Origin of the sequence: Pseudoalteromonas piscicida (genome assembly GCF_000238315.3) — a bacterium.
Classification (GTDB): Bacteria; Pseudomonadota; Gammaproteobacteria; order Enterobacterales; family Alteromonadaceae; genus Pseudoalteromonas; species Pseudoalteromonas piscicida.
In genome coordinates this window covers 1,577,168-1,595,057 of the sequence record NZ_CP011924.1, presented here as the reverse complement: position 1 = coordinate 1,595,057, position 17,890 = coordinate 1,577,168, and the positions used below count along the sequence as shown (strand labels likewise).

16 protein-coding genes are annotated in these 17,890 nt (G+C 42.4%); 9 read left to right on the top strand and 7 right to left on the bottom strand.

The window, feature by feature from the left end; translation table 11 throughout:
• Positions 1 to 230 precede the first annotated feature (230 nt).
• Entirely contained in the window at positions 231 to 686 is a 456-nt protein-coding gene (locus PPIS_RS07305; RefSeq protein WP_010379121.1) for a GNAT family N-acetyltransferase, read from the top strand.
• Between the two features lie 55 nt (positions 687 to 741).
• Here PPIS_RS07305 and mnmC read toward each other — a convergent pair whose 3' ends face one another.
• Positions 742 to 2,727 carry a bifunctional tRNA (5-methylaminomethyl-2-thiouridine)(34)-methyltransferase MnmC2/FAD-dependent 5-carboxymethylaminomethyl-2-thiouridine(34) oxidoreductase MnmC1 gene (mnmC, locus tag PPIS_RS07300; RefSeq protein WP_010379119.1) on the bottom strand — a complete coding sequence of 662 codons (1,986 nt, stop codon included), beginning with the start codon at positions 2,725 to 2,727 and terminating at the stop codon, positions 742 to 744.
• Positions 2,728 to 2,903: 176 nt separating this feature from the next.
• Between mnmC and fabB the strand changes: the two genes are divergently transcribed.
• Complete coding sequence (gene fabB / locus PPIS_RS07295; RefSeq protein WP_010379118.1) at positions 2,904 to 4,118, top strand: beta-ketoacyl-ACP synthase I; 1,215 nt, start codon at positions 2,904 to 2,906, stop codon at positions 4,116 to 4,118.
• 82 nt (positions 4,119 to 4,200) lie between these two features.
• Here fabB and smpB read toward each other — a convergent pair whose 3' ends face one another.
• Positions 4,201 to 4,683 (bottom strand): SsrA-binding protein SmpB, encoded by a 483-nt coding sequence (gene smpB, locus PPIS_RS07290; RefSeq protein ID WP_010379116.1) that lies wholly within the window; start codon positions 4,681 to 4,683, stop codon positions 4,201 to 4,203.
• Positions 4,684 to 4,824: 141 nt separating this feature from the next.
• Between smpB and PPIS_RS07285 the strand changes: the two genes are divergently transcribed.
• The 3 genes from PPIS_RS07285 to PPIS_RS07275 all read left to right on the top strand — a co-directional run bounded on the left by PPIS_RS07285 (position 4,825) and on the right by PPIS_RS07275 (position 6,690).
• Positions 4,825 to 5,259 carry a type II toxin-antitoxin system RatA family toxin gene (locus PPIS_RS07285; protein ID WP_010379115.1) on the top strand — a complete coding sequence of 145 codons (435 nt, stop codon included), beginning with the start codon at positions 4,825 to 4,827 and terminating at the stop codon, positions 5,257 to 5,259.
• Positions 5,259 to 5,594: an RnfH family protein gene (locus PPIS_RS07280; protein WP_010379113.1), complete on the top strand. Its 336-nt coding sequence runs from the start codon at positions 5,259 to 5,261 to the stop codon at positions 5,592 to 5,594. Before PPIS_RS07285 ends, PPIS_RS07280 begins: the two co-directional genes overlap by 1 nt.
• Before the next feature lie 85 nt (positions 5,595 to 5,679).
• Positions 5,680 to 6,690 (top strand): IS110 family RNA-guided transposase, encoded by a 1,011-nt coding sequence (locus tag PPIS_RS07275; RefSeq protein ID WP_039956069.1) that lies wholly within the window; start codon positions 5,680 to 5,682, stop codon positions 6,688 to 6,690.
• A 496-nt stretch (positions 6,691 to 7,186) separates the two neighbouring features.
• On the opposite strand, the gene PPIS_RS07270 is transcribed toward PPIS_RS07275, so the two are convergent.
• Positions 7,187 to 7,546 carry an outer membrane protein assembly factor BamE gene (locus tag PPIS_RS07270; protein WP_010373815.1) on the bottom strand — a complete coding sequence of 120 codons (360 nt, stop codon included), beginning with the start codon at positions 7,544 to 7,546 and terminating at the stop codon, positions 7,187 to 7,189.
• Positions 7,547 to 7,727: 181 nt separating this feature from the next.
• Between PPIS_RS07270 and PPIS_RS07265 the strand changes: the two genes are divergently transcribed.
• The gene (locus PPIS_RS07265) at positions 7,728 to 8,060 is read left to right on the top strand and encodes a GIY-YIG nuclease family protein (protein ID WP_010373817.1); all 333 of its coding nucleotides are present in this window, start codon (positions 7,728 to 7,730) and stop codon (positions 8,058 to 8,060) included.
• On the opposite strand, the gene PPIS_RS07260 is transcribed toward PPIS_RS07265, so the two are convergent.
• From PPIS_RS07260 to ilvC, 4 genes are all read right to left on the bottom strand, one after another.
• Entirely contained in the window at positions 7,988 to 8,923 is a 936-nt protein-coding gene (locus tag PPIS_RS07260; RefSeq protein ID WP_010373819.1) for a M20/M25/M40 family metallo-hydrolase, read from the bottom strand. The two genes, PPIS_RS07265 and PPIS_RS07260, sit on opposite strands and share 73 nt — an antisense overlap.
• 8 nt (positions 8,924 to 8,931) lie before the next feature.
• Positions 8,932 to 10,131, bottom strand: a complete 1,200-nt coding sequence (locus PPIS_RS07255; RefSeq protein WP_010373821.1) for a tetratricopeptide repeat protein — start codon at positions 10,129 to 10,131, stop codon at positions 8,932 to 8,934.
• 199 nt (positions 10,132 to 10,330) lie between these two features.
• Entirely contained in the window at positions 10,331 to 12,232 is a 1,902-nt protein-coding gene (locus PPIS_RS07250; protein WP_010373823.1) for a methyl-accepting chemotaxis protein, read from the bottom strand.
• A 270-nt stretch (positions 12,233 to 12,502) separates the two neighbouring features.
• Positions 12,503 to 13,975, bottom strand: coding sequence for a ketol-acid reductoisomerase (gene ilvC, locus PPIS_RS07245; protein ID WP_010373825.1), 1,473 nt, complete (start codon positions 13,973 to 13,975; stop codon positions 12,503 to 12,505).
• 105 nt (positions 13,976 to 14,080) lie between these two features.
• On the opposite strand from ilvC, the gene ilvY reads away from it, so the two are divergent.
• The 3 genes from ilvY to PPIS_RS07230 all read left to right on the top strand — a co-directional run bounded on the left by ilvY (position 14,081) and on the right by PPIS_RS07230 (position 17,868).
• On the top strand, positions 14,081 to 14,974 hold the full coding sequence (gene ilvY / locus PPIS_RS07240) for an HTH-type transcriptional activator IlvY (protein WP_010373827.1): 894 nt from the start codon (positions 14,081 to 14,083) through the stop codon (positions 14,972 to 14,974).
• Between the two features lie 63 nt (positions 14,975 to 15,037).
• Positions 15,038 to 15,733: a response regulator transcription factor gene (locus tag PPIS_RS07235; protein ID WP_010373828.1), complete on the top strand. Its 696-nt coding sequence runs from the start codon at positions 15,038 to 15,040 to the stop codon at positions 15,731 to 15,733.
• A gap of 308 nt (positions 15,734 to 16,041) precedes the next feature.
• Positions 16,042 to 17,868 (top strand): Ig-like domain-containing protein, encoded by a 1,827-nt coding sequence (locus PPIS_RS07230; RefSeq protein WP_010373830.1) that lies wholly within the window; start codon positions 16,042 to 16,044, stop codon positions 17,866 to 17,868.
• The last annotated feature ends 22 nt before the right edge of the window (positions 17,869 to 17,890 follow it).

Below are 17,890 nucleotides of genomic sequence, written 5' to 3'. Positions count from 1 at the left end.
ACAATTACTTTTCTGACTTAATATTAGGCAAAACCCAATACCTATGTCGGTATTGGGTTTTATATCCAGAGTAAAAGTACCGTGCTAGGGTCGGATGATATTTTTGATCTATGCATTTTAGTCAGTTCATTTCTAATTCCAAGTTCAGATGAAATCGTAATTTTGTCTGTTTCACTTTGTGCACTATTGCTGTAAGTTACGCCGACTAATTCTGAGTAAAGGTCGGTATTTTGGAAATTCGTCAAGTAGTGGGTTCATTAACGCAAGTCTATTTTAATTTGGTGCAAGCATATGAAGCTGAGTTTTCAGTGTTGACGGAAAAATTACCAGATAGTAACGGTTTATTTCAGTTAGATACGCCAATAGACGAACAGCACCTTGGCTACTTGGCTTATGAAAATGGCCACCCGGTTGGCTTTATCAATATTTTTAAAGCGCAAAACACCTTTGAGGTGTGTGAGTTTTATATCGTGCCAGCAGCGAGAAAACGTAAACTCGGTTCTTCGTTTATGTTCAAAATATGGCAAATGTATCCAGGGCATTGGCAAGTCAAACAAATTCAAGGGGCAGATCACGCGATCAATTTTTGGCGCAACGCATTGACGTTAAACGGTATTGACTACAGCGAATCTCAATATCAAGACGACTATTGGGGTGTCGTAAATAGACAGTCCTTTACCGTGTAATGGGTGTATATCGATTAAGGCATAATATCTAGGTGATGTTATGCCTTAGCCATTATTAGATTTTACTTCTAATTAAATCCCTGACGAGCAATCTGGCTGGGTGAATTGCCTGATGTACTCGTTCGCTTAAAGGCCTTGCTTCGCCAAGTAGAGTTGCAACTAAGTGCTCAGTAGCAAGTGGAGCGCTGCACAGCCCTCGTGCGCCAAAACCGGTAACAATATGAATACCTTGATAGGGTAGTGCTGGATTTCCAAAACCGTAGTGTTTTCCCTTTCTTAAATTAGCAAACGCCGAGCAAAACTCATCGTTATGCTGGACTTGACCAAGCATGGGCAAATGATCGTTAAAACAGCAACGTACAGCGGCTTTTGCCGAGGTAATCTCGCCAAGACTCGCGGCTAAATCCGTGTCTTTATAAAAGCGTTCAAGCTGGGCGCGGTTAACGGCATTGTCTTCGGCTTTTACCTCTCGGCTTTTGCTATTTTTTTCAAATGTCGCGCCCATACAATGTTGCCCATTCATTGCGGGAGTAAAGTACCCCTTATGGCAAAGTACGGTATTGAGTTTTTGTGATTCTTCTCCAGCATCAACATGAGAGACCTGACCGCGAACGCCGTGTAGAGGAATATGTTTGGTTTGCTCGAATCGGTCAGAATGCTCACCACCACAGACAAAGACATCTGAAAACGGCCCAAACGTATTATCTTCACTGTGTAACAGCCAGCCGCTCTCAGTTTTTTCAAGCTTTTGTATATCAGTATTAAAATGAGTCGAAACCGCTTTTAACGCGTGAGCTGCATCAAACACTGCTTGTGTTACCTCTGCAGGGTTTAGCCAGCCAGCCTCTGGAATATAAAGTCCACCGTAGGGCAGTGTGGTATTTGCTATGACTGAAGCCTGCTTGGCATCAACGGCATGAATTAAGTCATGCGGCCAAGTTGCTTTTTCAGCTAAGTTTTGATGCTGCGCTTGTTTGGCTTCACTAACGGACTGCAAGAGTACGCCACACCAATCGTGTGCGAAGTGGTAGCCCGCATTTGCAATATGCTGATAAAGGCGCTTTGCATATAAAAAGCTGTGGGCGTATAGCTCGCTCGATGGCGTGTGATCTGCTTGCAGGTTTGGATATAGCGCGCCTTGACGATTGTGAGAAGCACCTTTGGCTAACGCGTCGTCTTGGCAGAAAAGTGCTGCGCCAAGATTACGTTTACTAAGGTGATACAACAAACAACTTGAGGCAATACCGCCGCCAATAATTGCGATACTCTCTAGCTTACGCGGTGTGGTGCTGTAATACGCTGGAGTATTGGAGTTTTTATTGGCACGGCTCAGCGTTCCGACCACCATTTCGCGTTTGCGACCAAACCCTTTGACTTTTTTGCACGCAAAGCCGGCGTCTTGTAGTCCCCTGCGGACAAAACCCGCTGCGGTAAATGTTGCCAAAGTAGCGCTATCACGGCTCATATTGGCCATGGCATCAAATAAGCTTTGTTGCCACATATCTGGGTTTTTACTCGGTGCAAAGCCATCTAAAAACCAAGCATCGACAAATCCGGTTTGTTCAAAACTTAGTTGTGGTAAATTATCGTGAATATCACCAAACCATAAATCTAAGGTCACTTGACCATTGTCAAACTCTAGGCGATGGCATCCTTCAAGGGCCATCGGGTATTGTTGGCAAAGTTTTTCGGCGAGTGGGGCAAGCGTAGGCCAAGCTTGTAGCGCTTTAACTAAGTCATCAATATGGATTGGATATTTCTCAAATGAGACAAAGTGTAGTTGGTTAACGCATGCGTCTTTGCTACGCTGGTTGAAGTGATACCAAGCGTTGAGAAAGTTTAATCCAGTACCAAAACCAGTTTCTGCGATGACAAATCGGTCTTTGCCATGATTTTGTAACCGCTCGTCGATATGGTTCTGAGTATAAAAGACGTAATGTGACTCAGCTAATCCATCGTCGTTGGAAAAATAGACATCGTCAAAACTATCGGCAACAGGGGTGCCAGCATCGTTGAAGTGTATTTGAGCGTTTTTTATCATGAAAGACTCTATGTTCGACTATTTGGGAACTATTTTACTGTCTTTCGACTCAATAGTCTGGTTGCATTTTTAGTTATTTAGGTTCAGAGTACATGTGTACGCTGGAAAGCTGACCACTTGGCGCTAAAATTCAGCGTATACTACGCATAATTTGTAATATCGAAGGGAATAAACCCATGAGAAGAGCCGTTATTACGGGGATCGGTGTTGTTTCGAGCATCGGCAACAACAAGCAAGAAGTTTTAGAGTCATTAAAAGCAGGTAAGAGCGGTATTGCTTTTAACCAAGAATTTGCAGACTACAACCTACGTAGCCAAGTGTCTGGTAAAATAGATATCGACGTAAAATCTCTCGTTGACCGTAAGGCACATCGTTTTATGGGGGACGCGGCAGCGTTTTCTTATATCTCGATGGCGCAAGCAATTGAAGATTCAGGGCTATCAGAAGAGCAAGTATCAAACGAACGCACAGGCCTTATCGTAGGTTCTGGTGGTGGTTCGTCTAAATACCAAGTTGAAGCCGCTGATATTCTGCGCGAAAAAGGCGTAAAGCGTGTAGGACCTTATATGGTTCCACGTACCATGGCAAGCACGACTTCTGCGTGTTTGGCAACACCATTTAAAATTAAAGGTGTGAACTACTCAATCAGCTCTGCATGTGCAACATCAGCACACTGTATTGGCAATGCAGTTGAACAAATTCAACTAGGCAAGCAAGATGTTATTTTTGCTGGTGGCGGTGAAGAGCTTCACTGGACATTGGCGATGGAATTCGATGCCATGGGGGCGTTGTCAACCAAGTACAATGAAACGCCTGAGCGCGCATCACGTACGTACGATGCAAATCGTGATGGTTTCGTCATCTCTGGCGGTGGCGGTATTGTGGTAGTTGAAGAGCTAGAACACGCACTTGCTCGCGGCGCGCACATTTATGCTGAAATCGTTGGCTATGGTGCGACATCAGATGGTTACGACATGGTAGCACCATCAGGTGAAGGCGCTGTACGTTGTATGAAACAAGCGATGCAAGGTCTTGATGCACCGATTGACTACCTAAACACGCACGGTACTTCAACACCAGTTGGTGACGTGAAAGAGTTAGGCGCTATTCAAGAGTTGTTCGGCGATAATTCTCCGGCTATTAGTGCAACTAAAGCGATGACAGGCCACGCACTCGGTGCGGCTGGCGTGCATGAAGCGATTTACTCTTTGCTGATGCTAGATAATGACTTTATTGCACCATCGATCAACATTGATGAACTAGATGAGCAAGCACAAGGCTTAGACATTGTAACAGAGCGCCGTGATGGACCGCTTAATACTGTAATGTCAAACAGCTTTGGCTTTGGTGGTACTAACGCAACACTTGTGATGCAAAAGTACAAAGGTTAAGCGCTTTACACTTAACTTTATATCAAACACAAAAAAGCAGGCTAAGCCTGCTTTTTTCGTTCTGTTCGTATATTAAAATAAATTAACGTACATTGTGTTTCATCAAACGTTCTTTATCACGTGACCAATCACGGTCTTTAATATCAGCACGTTTATCGTGTTGCTTTTTACCCTTCGCAAGATAGAACTCGAGTTTTACCCAGCACTTTTTCCAGTACATTGCTGTGGCAATCAGAGAATAACCATCACGTTCGGTTGCGCCGATAAGACGTGAGATTTCACGTTTATTTAGTAGCAGTTTACGATAACGAAGCGGATCGCATATCACATGTGTAGAGGCACTATTTAACGGCTGAATTTGACTAGCCAACAAATAGGCTTCGCCGTTTTTGATATGGATGTAAGTATCTGAGATATTGACTTTACCGGCGCGGATACTTTTTACTTCCCAGCCTTGTAATTCGATACCTGCTTCGAACTTTTCATGTAGTGAATACTCATGACGCGCTTTTTTATTTAGCGCTATGGTATTGCTATTTGATTTACTTGAATTTTTCTTTGCCATAATGGCTTAGTCTACCTATAAATCCTGTTTTAAGACAGCGCTTTTTCATTAATGTGTCGTATTTTTACTTAGTCAGTGGCTGCAAACAAGATAAATCTGCAAAACCTTGGTAAAATCCTCGTATTAAGATTTGGAGTGTCTATGCCACAGATAGAAAAAAGTGCTTTGGTGATGTATAGCACCAAGGAAATGTTTGAATTAGTCAATGATGTTGACGCCTATCCCGCATTTCTACCGCATTGCTCGGATGCAAAAGTTATCAGCAGTGATGATGAAGGGATGACCGCGAGTCTAGAAATTTCGAAAGCCGGCCTAAAAAAGTGGTTTACCACAAAAAATGAATTTGACGGCAATCGAGTAAAAATGTGCCTAGTAGATGGACCATTTAAGTCTTTAAATGGTTATTGGGAATTTACCGCGCTTGATGAACAGGCTTGTAAGGTGAGTTTAAAATTAGAGTTTGAGTTCGCGAGCAAATTAATTGAGATGGCGTTTGGTAAACTATTCAATGAAGTGGCGAAGAATATGGTGTCTGCGTTTACCCAGCGAGCCAAAGTTGTTTACGGAGCGAGATGATGATAAAGGTTGAAGTGGTATTTGCATTGCCAGACAGCGCGACGTCATTGTCGGTTGATGTGCCTGAGGGGACGTCTGCTGAGCAAGCAGTACTACAGTCAGGGATTTTAGAAAAATGCCCAGAGATAGATGCGAATGATTTGACGCTCGGGATTTGGAACCGCACGGTAAAATTACAGCAAGTCGTCAGTGATGGTGACAGAATCGAAATCTATCGTCCGTTAATTGCTGACCCGAAAGAAGCGCGCAGGCGCCGTGCGGAAAAAGCAAAAGAAGAAGGTCGTGCAAGCAAAGTTACCGGTGGGCGACCTGTCTCTTTAGGAGATAAGGAATAATTAACCTGATGTAATGGTCTCCTCCCACACTCGGCATCGGTGTGCCATGATTGAATTGCAAACAATCAAAATGGGAGAAGACCAAATGCAGATTACAACAATCAGTATCGACATCGCAAAAAATATTTTTCATTTTATTGGATGTAACCTATCCAATAAGATTGTAGTAAAGAAAGCTATTAAACGTCGTCAACTACTGACTTATTTGGCACAAATGCCAAATTGTAAATTAGTCATGGAAGCGTGTGGAACCTCTAATTATTGGGGTCGTGAAATTAGCCAATTAGGTTTTCAAGTTGAGCTCATACCACCACAACACGTGAAGCCATTTTTGACGGGGAATAAAAATGATTACAACGATGCGTATGCAATTTTAATTGCATCACAGCAGGCACATATTCGCTCAGTTCCAGTGAAAACATTAGAGCAGCAAGATAGTCAAACAATCCATAAAGTGAGAGAGCTTGCAATTGGTCAACGAACAGCACTGAGTAATCAAATTCGAGGTTTGCTACTTGAGTACGGCATTGCCATTACTAAAGGTATCGAAAATGTTCGCAAAGAAGTGGCTGCTTTGTTAGGTGAGGAGCGAGTATTGACCGCGAGCTTTAAACAAGTGCTTAGCCAACTCTATAAACTCCTACAAGTGCTTGATGAAAGTATTGAAACGTACAATCAACAGATAAAAGAGCAAGTTAAAAACAATGAGATATGCGTCAATTTACAGAGTATTCCGGGCATAGGGCCAATAGTTGCAAGTAGTTACTTTAACGAAGTGGGGAATGGTAGTGGTTATACAAAAGGGCGAGATGTTTCAGCCTCATTAGGTCTCGTGCCCAAGCAACGTAGTACGGGTGGAAAATCAGTTTTGCTCGGGATAAGTAAGCGTGGTAATCGATATTTGAGATGTTTACTTATTCAAGGGGCGAAATCGGTTGTATCGAGAGCAAAGTATAAAACAGACCAACTGAGTCTTTGGATAAATCGACTTGTACAAACGCGAGGGCATAATAAAGCCTGTGTCGCTTATGCCAATAAAATGGCTAGAGTGGCCTGGGCAATTACAGTATCAAAAGAGGCATATCAAGCAAGATAAGTAGATTTCTTTCACCGAATTGCGAAAGTGACTGAAGTAGATGACATAACAGGTCAAACCGGCATATTGAAAACCTGTCGAGCTCAGGGGTAGCTAAATACCGATAACCTGATTAGGGCAATATGCGCGATTTACATCTAGGTCAGAGTTTCAAATAAAACTCATTAACAGACCGTATATATGACAGCAATCCTGTCCCTGTTATTTACTAAAGAAACCTTGCAATAAGGGAGGAGACCATATATGAGCTGCGGATAATTAATGCCTTTCTAGCAGCCAGTTTTAGCGCTAACTGCGTTGAATTCACTTCCAATAGCCAACTATTGGTGCGTAAATTCGCCTTGTTATCCCTAAAACTGTCTGGCTAGATAAGGGTATAATTTAATGTGGTATTAAAAACAATGAGTTAGCTCATTCCTTATCCAAACCTCAGGTTAATTAAAAAAGGGGAAATACCTTTCCCCTTTGACTACGAAATAATGTGTGCCCTTTGACTCTATGAGTCTAAAGGAGTGTTAAATTCTTCTGGCTCTTCGAAGTCGCCGCTTACGCGAACTAGTTTGTCATTCTCGAAATAAACGCTAAATGACTTTCGGACCTCAGAGTCTCTGTCAATATTAAATACGTATTGATAATGCCAGACATTGTTATTAAAAGTGTCTTTTGCAAGTGGTGTACCTAGTACATATAGCACTTGCTCTCTGGTCATTTGGACGCGAAGCTTATCTACATCTGACTGCTCTAAGAAATTACCTTGTGGCACGTTGATGCGATAAATCCAGCTTGAACAGCCAGACATAAACACCGTCATAACTACAGCACTGAGCCAAACAGAAAGGGTTTTATTAGACAGCATGAAATTGTGTATCCTTATTATCAGTTGTTTGCATGATACCGATTGCACAGAGAAGGTAAAGTCTCTTAGCGGAATTGGACTGCACTAAGTGTAAAAAGTTCGTACATAAGTTGCAATAGTCATCATGTGCGACATAAATCGTCGATAAGATCTTGAGGAGAACCACTAAGTGCTAGGAAAAATGTTACTTAGCAAGCCGAATAAGACGGATCACCAAGCTACTTGGAGCTTATATATCCTAGAAACGCGCTTTGGTCATTGGTACACAGGAATAACAACCAATGTAGAGCGGCGCATAGAGCAGCATCAGGCTGGGAAGGGGGCAAAAAATTTAAAAGGTAAAGGGCCTTTAACGTTAAAATACCAATATCGAGTCGGTACTAAATCCCAAGCTGCAAAACTTGAGTGGCATGTTAAGCAGCTTACAAAAGCACAAAAAATTCAGCTAGTAGAGTCAAGTGGTGAGCGAGTTAATGACAAAATAAAGTCATTGATGAGATTTACCCCTGCCTGATACTTATTTAAATCCATATTGTCTAATGTATCTCTCGTAGCGTGATGATGTTTGTCTTCACCCATACCGAAATAAATATAGGGGATCCCTTGGCGATAAAAGGCGTAGTGATCGCTTGCTTTGTGCCAATCAATTCTTGGATTATTTGTATAACGCTCAATTTGTCGTTGTGACGATACTATAGTCAATTTGATTTGATATTTTGCCTTGTTCTGGAGCTCAGTTTTATATTCCTTAAAACCCGGTGAAAACAACGCAAATAAACGGTTGTTGTTATTTACCCCTAACATATCTAAATTAATATTGAGTTCAACTTCCTGAGTAAGGTGTTTGGCATAATATTTTGCACCATGTAAGCCGCGCTCTTCAGCATCGGTTGCGACAAACAATATATCGCGAGCGCGATTTGTTTTACTGAGTTGCCTAGCCATATGTAACATCGCTGCTACGCCAGATGCATTATCATTGGCGCCTGGATAATGTCTTTGTCCTGTAGTTCCTAAATGGTCGTAATGTGCACTGATAACAATGGCCTTGTCACAACGAGGTTGGGTGCAAGGTAAAGTCGCTGTGATGTTGTGACCTGCGTCTTTACTAAAAATGCCGGCTCTAAAGGTAAAGTGCTGATAGCTCGGATTTCCACCTAATTGCTCAAAAGCAGCAAAAATATATTGCGCACTGATGTTAGGCGATTGGGCTCCACTTTTACGGCCTTGGTGGCGAGCACTTGTGAGTGTTTGTAAATCCTGCACCAATATATTATCAACATGAACAATACTTGGATGTTGCGTTTGCGCTACTGCATTCGTGGTACATATCGCGGTTAGCATCATGCCAAGTAGTTGGAAAGGGAGCTTCTTCATTGTTATTGTTATCTCTCATCGTTGTCTGTGGAATTTAACTGGTTGCTTGCAACACCTCTCAACAAGGCCAACTTGCCTTCGTAGCGCGCTTTGTCGTGCTCGAAGACAGATGCTTTGTATGCTTTATTGAGGTAATACTCTGCTTTTTCTCTGTTCCCTTCTTCAAATGCAACTTTAGCTAACCCAAAGAAACTGCCATGAATACTATGGTCGAGTTGATAAGCTTTTTGATAAAAATGCTTAGCGCGACTTAAATTTCCATGCTTAAACGCTTCATTACCCAACACTAGCATATAATAGGGATTGCTCTTTCTTAAGTTGTGAATATTGGCTTCGATCACTTTCGCTTCGTGGTCACGTTCTGTGAGATGGTAAAGTTTTGCAAGATTGCCTAGTGCGTTTCGATTGTCATGATTAATGGCAAGTGCTTGGTTATATGCGCGCTCAGCAAGGTCGTACTGTTGAGTTAGGCGATATAGGATCCCAAGATTACCCCATGCGCCATCGTGATAGGGATCGCTCTCTACCGCTGCTTTGTAGTAACTGTAGGCCATGTCAAGGTCGCCATTAATCATTTCCATGGCGCCTTTGTTGTTATAAAACATGGATAAGATAGTGTTTGTATCTATTGCCGAGGTACTAAAATGTTGTGCTCTGCTATTAGGGTCAAAGTCTACGGTAACGGAAGCGGGTTTGACATACAGTGTCTTTACAGAATCTTGGGTATTATCCACTTCAAAGATTTTTATGTTTACGTGCCCTGTAAGCAAGCTGTAGCCTTGGCTCTCGTCCCAATATTCGGGTATGTGTACACGTTGAAATTGAGTTCTCAAACCCACTTGTCTCGCGATAGCATGGGTTAAAATTGAAAGCGAAAGACAATTGGCATTCATATTACTAAAAGCTTGGTTGGCAGTGAGATTTGCGCCAGATAAATATGACATTGAATCGTCGCCACTATTGACCAAAAACGCCATCAACATTTTTGCGCGTTTAACGCCAATTTCGTCGTGATGAAAATATTGAGCGAGTTTTGCTTTAATTTGATTGTTTAGCTGAAATACCTCTGAGTATGACTCTACAGGCTGGATATTAAATTGATGCTCTGAATTAAGAATTGACGTGTCTATCGTCGCTTTGGGAGTGCTATTACAGGCACTAAGTAAAACACTAAGCACAATAATAGAGAACTGAATTACTATCTTCATACAACCTCCAGATTGGGCATTCGGCTGGCTTTTAGTTATGGCTTAATTGCTTACCTTTGGCCCTTACTATTATTGAATTTAGACTATAATTGCAAAATTTGCGCGGTGTGATTGTTACACCATGTAACAAAGAGACAATTTGAAAGGGTAAGCCTACAAGACGAAACGTGCAGGCTTACTTTAGAGTTGAGCAGAGGTTTTAAAAGCTCGCGACGAGATCATCAAGCGCTTTTGCTGATGCAGCAAGACGCTGAATTGCTTGTTCCGTGTCAAGCTGCTCGTTCATCACTGCATCGCTTATTTCGCTAATTTGCTCGATGTTGCGGCCGACGTCCGCGACGACATTACTTTGCTCTTCTGTCGCTGTTGCGATAAGCGCGGTCATGTCATTTATTTGATTTGCGGTTTCCGAGATTTCCAACATTAACTCCACTGACGATTGCATCGTTTGAACACTTTGCTCTGCTTGTTCACTGGATTGTTGGATTTGGCTTACGACAGCACCAGACACCTGAGTTAATTCAGATATCGTTGCTTGGATCTCGTCAGTTGATTGTGATGTACGGCTCGCAAGCGCTCTCACCTCATCTGCAACGACGGCAAACCCACGACCATGCTCACCCGCACGGGCAGACTCAATCGCGGCATTAAGTGCAAGCAAGTTGGTTTGTTCAGATATGCCCCTGATCACATCAACGATGTTGGCAATGGACTGTGTTTTTTCGGCCAACGTAGCGACTTGACCTGCCATATTTTCGATGTCACCAGCAAGTAAGTGAAGTGTTTCTTGGCTCTCTTGCACACCTTGACGGCTGCGTTTGGTTGACGCTTTACTTTCTTCTGTTAATTTTGCCGTGTTTGTCGCGCTGCTCGCTATCTCTTGTACTGTCGCGCCCATCTCATTGATTGCCGCGGCAACAGACATAGTTTGAGACTTTTGTTCATCCAGAGACTGAGAGTTTTGTTGGCTTTGTTTAAACACGGCTTCGCTCGTCACGCGAATTGAACGGCTCTCTTGTGCAACCATGTGGATAGCTTCTTCGATCTTAGCCATAAACTGGTTGAAGCCGCCAGCCAAAGCATGAAGTTCAGGTTGTGCTGAGTCTGGTAAACGATAATTGAGTTTTGCGTCGCCGCTGCCAAGTTGTTCAAATAAATCCGCCATCTTTTTAAGTGGCGCGCTTAAGTTTTTAGCCAGTAGCATACTAAAAAAGCTCGCCACTAGCGCAATCACCAGCGAAAAACCAATGATTTGCCACTGCAAAGAAGTGATCCCACTATTGATTTCACTGGTTGGCACTTGGGCAATCACAAGCAAATCTGTGTTTGGAATTGGGCTCGCTGCAACTAAATTGGTTTCGCCATCCACTTCCAACTCTTTAACGATAAATCCACGTGTGGAGGTAAAATCGCGACTGTGCTGGCCGTAAAAGTCTTCAATTGAGGACTTTGCGACTTTGCTTGCATCTGGGTGCAATTGCACCGTACCTTGCCTGTTAATGACGAAAACAAAGCCACTTTGCTCGATTTTCATATTAGCAAGCATCGCCTGCATATCATCAATACTTTTCGCAAGTCCAGCTAAACCAACACCGTTTAGCTGTTGATGGTTTACAAACATTTTCACATCGCCCGGCGCTTCTTGATAGATACTAATAGAGTAAGCCGAGCCACTAGTGGTAAAGCCGAAAAACCAACCATCCTGCTCTCTATTTAGTACTCGCAGAAAGCCGTTTTGATTCCAACATTGCTTGGTTTCGCGGTTAGCCCAAGAAGCCGTAACTAAGTCATACTGCGCCGCAATACGCTTGAGTTCGTTGACAAGAAGTTTTTCATCCAAAGTATTTTGTTTGGCACTTTGGGTGATTAATAAATTGCTTGAAAGCTGCTCGGCTGCATTTTTCAACGTGTCTATCTGCTTGCTTAATGATTTATTGATACTTTCTATCTTGCTTGGCAATTCAGATTGCATCATGCGTTCATTAATGAGCGTTTTGGCGCTGTAAAGCGAGGTAAACCCGATTAAACAAGCGACAGCAATCGCAATGAGACTACCCAGAAGGGTAATTCTTTGAGTAATTGTTAAACCTGTGTTTTGCATTCGATTTGTGTGTGTAATCCCGTGGAACCGATTATTCTAGCATAGTAAATAACCAGCTCGGAACAAGTAACAATCCAAGTCACAAAAAAATAATTTTGGTTTATAAAATAAAGTTAACCTCAGTATTTAGTGTTAACTGTATTTGAGTTAAATGGGAAGTTATGTTGAGAAACAGAGATAAAAGGCCACAATCTCAGGGTGGAAAGTGGCCTTGGTTACTAACAAGCGAACTAGTTTGCTAATTTATTGACGCAAATTTATTTCTACTTACTAAACAATCTTTTTCATATCTGACATATAACCGCGAAGGATTTCACCTATTTTTTCTACCGGATGGTTACGGATCGCACGGTTTACAGCGATGAGCTTTTGGTTGTCAGCATAATTGTCACTGTCTAACAAGCCTTCACCAATCTCACGTTTTGTGATTGATTCCATAAATGGCTTCAACAGTGGCAAACATGCGTGATTATACAGGTAGCAACCATATTCTGCGGTGTCTGAAATCGTACGATTCATCTCGAACAGCTTCTTGCGCGCAATGGTGTTCGCGATTAGCGGCGTTTCGTGTAGTGATTCGTAGTACGCTGACTCATCAATAATACCAGCCGCCGTCATGGTTTCGAACGCTAGCTCTACACCAGCTTTAACCATAGCAACCATCAAAATACCTTGGTCGAAGAAAATCTGCTCTGAAATTTCAGCATCAGTATTCGATTGCTTTTCAAACGCAGTTTGTGCGGTTTCTGCACGCCATGTAAGCAATTTATTGTCGTTTTCAGCCCAATCAGCCATCATACCTTCTGAAAACTCACCACTGATGATGTCGTCCATATGCTTGTTATAAAGCGGGCGCATGATGTCTTTTAGTTGCTCGCTCAGTTCAAATGCGCGTAACTTGGCGGGGTTAGACAGTCTGTCCATCATATTAGTGATACCACCGTGTTTTAGCGCTTCGGTGATGATCTCCCAGCCATATTGTACGAGCTTTGATGCATATCCAGGCTCGATGCCTTCTTCTACCATTTTGTCAAAGCATAGTAATGAGCCAGTTTGCAACATACCGCATAGGATGGTTTGCTCACCCATTAGATCTGACTTTACCTCAGCAATAAATGATGACTGCAATACGCCTGCACGATGACCACCGGTTCCGGCAGCGTACGCCTTAGCTTGCGCAAGACCTTTACCCTCGGGGTCGTTTTCAGGGTGAACTGCAATCAGCGTAGGTACACCAAAGCCGCGTTTGTACTCTTCACGTACTTCTGTGCCAGGACATTTTGGTGCAACCATGATTACGGTAATATCTTCACGCACTTGCATACCTTCTTCTACGATGTTGAAGCCGTGAGAGTAAGCAAGTGTTGCGCCTTTTTTCATTAACGGCATGACTGCGTTTACAACAGAAGTATGTTGTTTGTCAGGCGTTAAGTTTAGAACCAAATCAGCTTCAGGAATGAGTTCTTCATAGGTGCCAACAATAAAGCCGTTTTCAGATGCATTAAGAAAAGATTGACGTTTTTCTTCAATTGCTGAAGGACGTAGTGCGTAACTGACGTTCAAGCCAGAATCTCTTAAGTTTAGACCTTGGTTCAAGCCTTGTGCGCCACAACCAACAATGACTAGTTTTTTACCAATCAGAACGTCGACACCTTGTTCGAATTCTTTTGGATCCATGAATTCACATTGAGAAAGCTGAGCTAATTGCTCACGTAAAGATAAAGTATTAAAGTAATTCGACATGATATTTCCTGATTCTGTAGAAATAGATTGAAGTCAGAGTAGGGCGAACTTTTGATTGCGTAAAATGATATATTTGAACTATAGTGTTTCAAAAGGTGAAATACTATGAATCACAAACAACTAAAATATTTTTTGGCACTTGCAGATACGCTGCATTTTTCCCGAGCGAGTGAGCGCTGTTTTGTTAGCCCTCCGACATTAAGTCGTCAAATCAAACAGTTAGAAGAGGAAGTCGGCGCAGCTTTATTTCTACGAGATAATCGCACCGTTGAGCTGACGCAACAAGGCAAAGCGTTTGTTCATTACGCGCAAGCGACATTAGCAAGCTGGCGGCAGTTTAAGAGCGAATGCGTTGATGATGATAAGCCTTTGACTGGTGAGTTGAGTTTATTTTGTTCAGTGACCGCGACTTACAGTTTTATTTATGATCTTTTTTCCAAGTTTCGCCATCTGTACCCGCAAGTAGAGTTAAATCTTATTACCGGCGACCCCGCGCATTCAATAGCAGAAGTTGCCAGTGGTAAAGAAGATGTCGCGGTAGCAGTGAAGCCAAAACATCTACCAAACGGTATAGAGTACTTGCCAATCGGCCGTTCGAGATTGGTGTTTATTGGCCCAACGATGGACTGTCCGCTTAAGTCTATTATTGATGAATATAGTCATAGTGAAATGCCGTGGCAGAGGCTGTCTTTTATTATGCCAGAGCAAGGCGTGTTAAAAGATCGAATCGATAACTTTTGCAAAAAACACAATTTTGTTCCTAAAGTTTATGCGCATGTTTCGGGTCATGAAGCTATGGTTGCGCTCGCGAGTTTAGGGTTTGGTATTGCGTGTGTCCCCGAGATAGTAATTAGTCAAAGTCCATTTAAGAATCAAGTTCAGCTTTTGCAGCTTAGATCGGATGAAATTGAAATTGGACTTGTAACTAAGAATAAACGGTTATATGACCCAGTTGTTAAAGCTCTTTGGGATACGGCAAAAGGATTATTTACGCTGTAAAGCATCCATTCAGGTTGCGTGACTACACTGTGTTCATCCATGTTGAATGAATGAGGTGCGTCCGTGTCCACTATCTTGGTTGCACAAAGCAATAACAATATATTGACATCACAACAAAAAATGCTTGAAGAGCAAGGCTATACTGTTGAGTTGTTGAGGGAATTAGGTCAATTGAATGGTTTTTCAGGGAAGTCTATTAACGGTATCGTGCTTGATCAAGCTATCGCATCCGTACCAACCTGCGATTCAATCAGCCAATTTAGACAAAGATTCAAAGCCCCTGTGATCGTCAGTCTTGACAGCGATGACGAGGATGTTCACAGCCTGTTTTTAGAGCTCGGTGCTGACGAAGTTATTTCCAAAGACGCAAAGCCTAGATTATGGCGAGCTCGACTCGATGCAGTGTTAAGAAGGCAAGCTGCAAACTCGCAGTTTGACGATGAGCCAGAGCAATTAACCTTTGGCCAGTTGCATATCGACAAAAACACCAGACGAGTGAGTTATGGGCAGGAGCGCATTGACCTCACAACCCATGAGTTTGAGTTGCTATGGTTACTTGCGAGCAATGGCGGCAAAGTAGTGAAGCGTGACTTTGTATACGAGCAGATCCTTGGCAAATACTATCGCCCAGATACGCGAACAATAGACGTCCGAATCTCTCGCTTGCGTAAAAAGCTACACGATAATCCAAGTCGACCAGAGAAGATCAAAACGATTTGGCGTCAAGGTTACTTATTTGTTACCGATGTTTGGAACTAAAAAGTAACAATTTGATTTAACGCAAAGATACTTCGAATTTTTCGAATGCTCAATTCGGAGAAATTTGTGAAACAGGTTTCTGATACAAAGGGATAATGCCATATTTATGGTTTTATCCCTTTGTTTTGTATGGAGTATTTATATTGTTTCTGACGCCTAATAGCTCCAGAGTAGTTAGCTGTTACGTAGCATTTTTTAAAAATTGTTATTTATACAATGCAAATAATATTGATTGCTATTTAGGTGTGTGTATACTTTACGCCTAGTTATGAAAATATAAACATAATTAGTCTCAAAGGAACAATTCAATGGCACTTAAAAAGTCTCTGTTAACGACTGCTATTCTCGCTGCAACTTTAGGCCTTACCGCATGTGGTGGCTCTAGCAGCAACTCAAATGACAACGATGATAACAACACAACACCACCTCCAGCCACCAATGCTGCACCTACTATTACTGTAGACAGTGCATCAGTATCTGAAGATACACTTGGTGCTGCTGTTGCAAATATTACTTTTGCTGACGACAACGATGAAGTAAGTGCATTAACACTCACCATCTCTGACAACCGTTTTGAAATTGTCGACGGTGCGGTTAAGCTCAAAGCTGCAAACGCACTAAACTTCGAACAGGTTGAAGGCGGTAAAGTATCGGTAACTATCACGGCAACTGATAGCAAAGGCGAAAAAACAGAAGTTGAAGCTGAAATTGCTGTTCAACAAATTGCTGAAGAAAACAAAGCGGGTGTAAACCGCTATGCTTTTGATAACGCCCAAGGTGAGTCTTCAGTTTCTTATTCTGGCCAAATCGCACGTCACGCAGCTATGGTGCATATTAAGAGCCTAATGGGTAAGCTTAATAATGAAACTGTGGGTAATGCGGCGGAGCAAAAAACAGCTGAAGCGGCAATCACTGAGATCAAAACCTTCTTGATGCCTACAGATACAGTGGTGTTGGACGAAACACTTGATTTCGCTGTTGCCGCAAACGCTGCACAAACCACACTAGGGCAAATTTCAAGCTCACTGAAAAACGTCGCTGGCGAAGGTGGTAAAATTGCAGGGCGTGACACTTCTAACATGCATAAAGCATGGGAAGAGGATGGTGTCATGGCTGGTTGGGTTAACCTTGGTACACAGCCAAAAACACCTGAAGGTTTAGCCCTACACTATTTAGACCTGCTACAAGCGCAACTTCAGCAGTTTGAAAATGGCTCAACAATCAAAGCAGAGCATAATGGCACAGCTATCACGCTGAACAAACTCTACGTAACACCGGAAGGCCTTGATCTTGCCCAGTTAATGCAAAAACATTTAAATGGTGCAGTGTCGCTTTCTCAAGGTGCGGACGATTATCTAGATGATTTACTCATTGGTGAAAAGTCAGCTGATAACGCGACATTAGCGGATGGCAAAAGCTACACAGAACTTGAACACAAGTTTGATGAAGGCTATGGCTATTTCGGTGCGGCTGTTGATTATCTAGACTATACAGATGATGAACTTTCAGCTAAAGGTGGCCGTGAAGCGTATGCAAATGGTTATCATGATTTGGATAATGATGGCAAAATCGATCTACTATCTGAATTTAACTTTGGTAACTCAACAAATGCAGCAAAGCGTGACCGTGGCACTAAATCTAACGCTAACCCAACGGACTTCAGCGCTGAAGCACAATTAGCGTTTATTGAAGCGCGTAAACTTATCAACGCTAATGTTGGTACTAATGTTGCGCAGTGGTCAGACGAGGATAAAGCGCGTTTAGAGACATTGCGTAATCAAGCGTTGTTAGCATGGGAAAAGTCTATCGCTGCAACCGTTGTGCATTATATCAATGATACAATCTCAAATGATGATGGTGATTTAGACGATATCGCATCAGGTGATTTTGATGCTGATCAATTCTATGCAGTAGCAAAGCACTGGTCTGAAATGAAAGGCTTCGCATTAAACTTCCAGTTTAATCCGTTTTCTCCTGTTACAGATGCAGACTTTGTTAAAATCCATGAATTAATGGGTGATAAGCCTGAATTCGCGGCAGATAAAGTGGAAGCTTATAAGACTGCTTTATTGGAAGCGCGAGAAATCATTGCAACTGCATATGATTTCGATGCTGATAATGTTGCCAACTGGTAATCTAAATTTTCGTTTATAACGT

Coding starts and splice junctions, on each gene's coding strand:
- smpB (WP_010379116.1), bottom strand. CDS start 4,683: ATGGCAAAGAAAAATTCAAGTAAATCAAATAGCAATACCATAGCGCTA.
- PPIS_RS07270 (WP_010373815.1), bottom strand. CDS start 7,546: ATGCTGTCTAATAAAACCCTTTCTGTTTGGCTCAGTGCTGTAGTTATG.
- PPIS_RS07260 (WP_010373819.1), bottom strand. CDS start 8,923: ATGAAGAAGCTCCCTTTCCAACTACTTGGCATGATGCTAACCGCGATA.
- PPIS_RS07265 (WP_010373817.1), top strand. CDS start 7,728: ATGTTACTTAGCAAGCCGAATAAGACGGATCACCAAGCTACTTGGAGC.
- mnmC (WP_010379119.1), bottom strand. CDS start 2,727: ATGATAAAAAACGCTCAAATACACTTCAACGATGCTGGCACCCCTGTT.
- PPIS_RS07230 (WP_010373830.1), top strand. CDS start 16,042: ATGGCACTTAAAAAGTCTCTGTTAACGACTGCTATTCTCGCTGCAACT.
- PPIS_RS07250 (WP_010373823.1), bottom strand. CDS start 12,232: ATGCAAAACACAGGTTTAACAATTACTCAAAGAATTACCCTTCTGGGT.
- PPIS_RS07285 (WP_010379115.1), top strand. CDS start 4,825: ATGCCACAGATAGAAAAAAGTGCTTTGGTGATGTATAGCACCAAGGAA.
- fabB (WP_010379118.1), top strand. CDS start 2,904: ATGAGAAGAGCCGTTATTACGGGGATCGGTGTTGTTTCGAGCATCGGC.
- ilvY (WP_010373827.1), top strand. CDS start 14,081: ATGAATCACAAACAACTAAAATATTTTTTGGCACTTGCAGATACGCTG.
- ilvC (WP_010373825.1), bottom strand. CDS start 13,975: ATGTCGAATTACTTTAATACTTTATCTTTACGTGAGCAATTAGCTCAG.
- PPIS_RS07255 (WP_010373821.1), bottom strand. CDS start 10,131: ATGAAGATAGTAATTCAGTTCTCTATTATTGTGCTTAGTGTTTTACTT.
- PPIS_RS07275 (WP_039956069.1), top strand. CDS start 5,680: ATGCAGATTACAACAATCAGTATCGACATCGCAAAAAATATTTTTCAT.
- PPIS_RS07280 (WP_010379113.1), top strand. CDS start 5,259: ATGATAAAGGTTGAAGTGGTATTTGCATTGCCAGACAGCGCGACGTCA.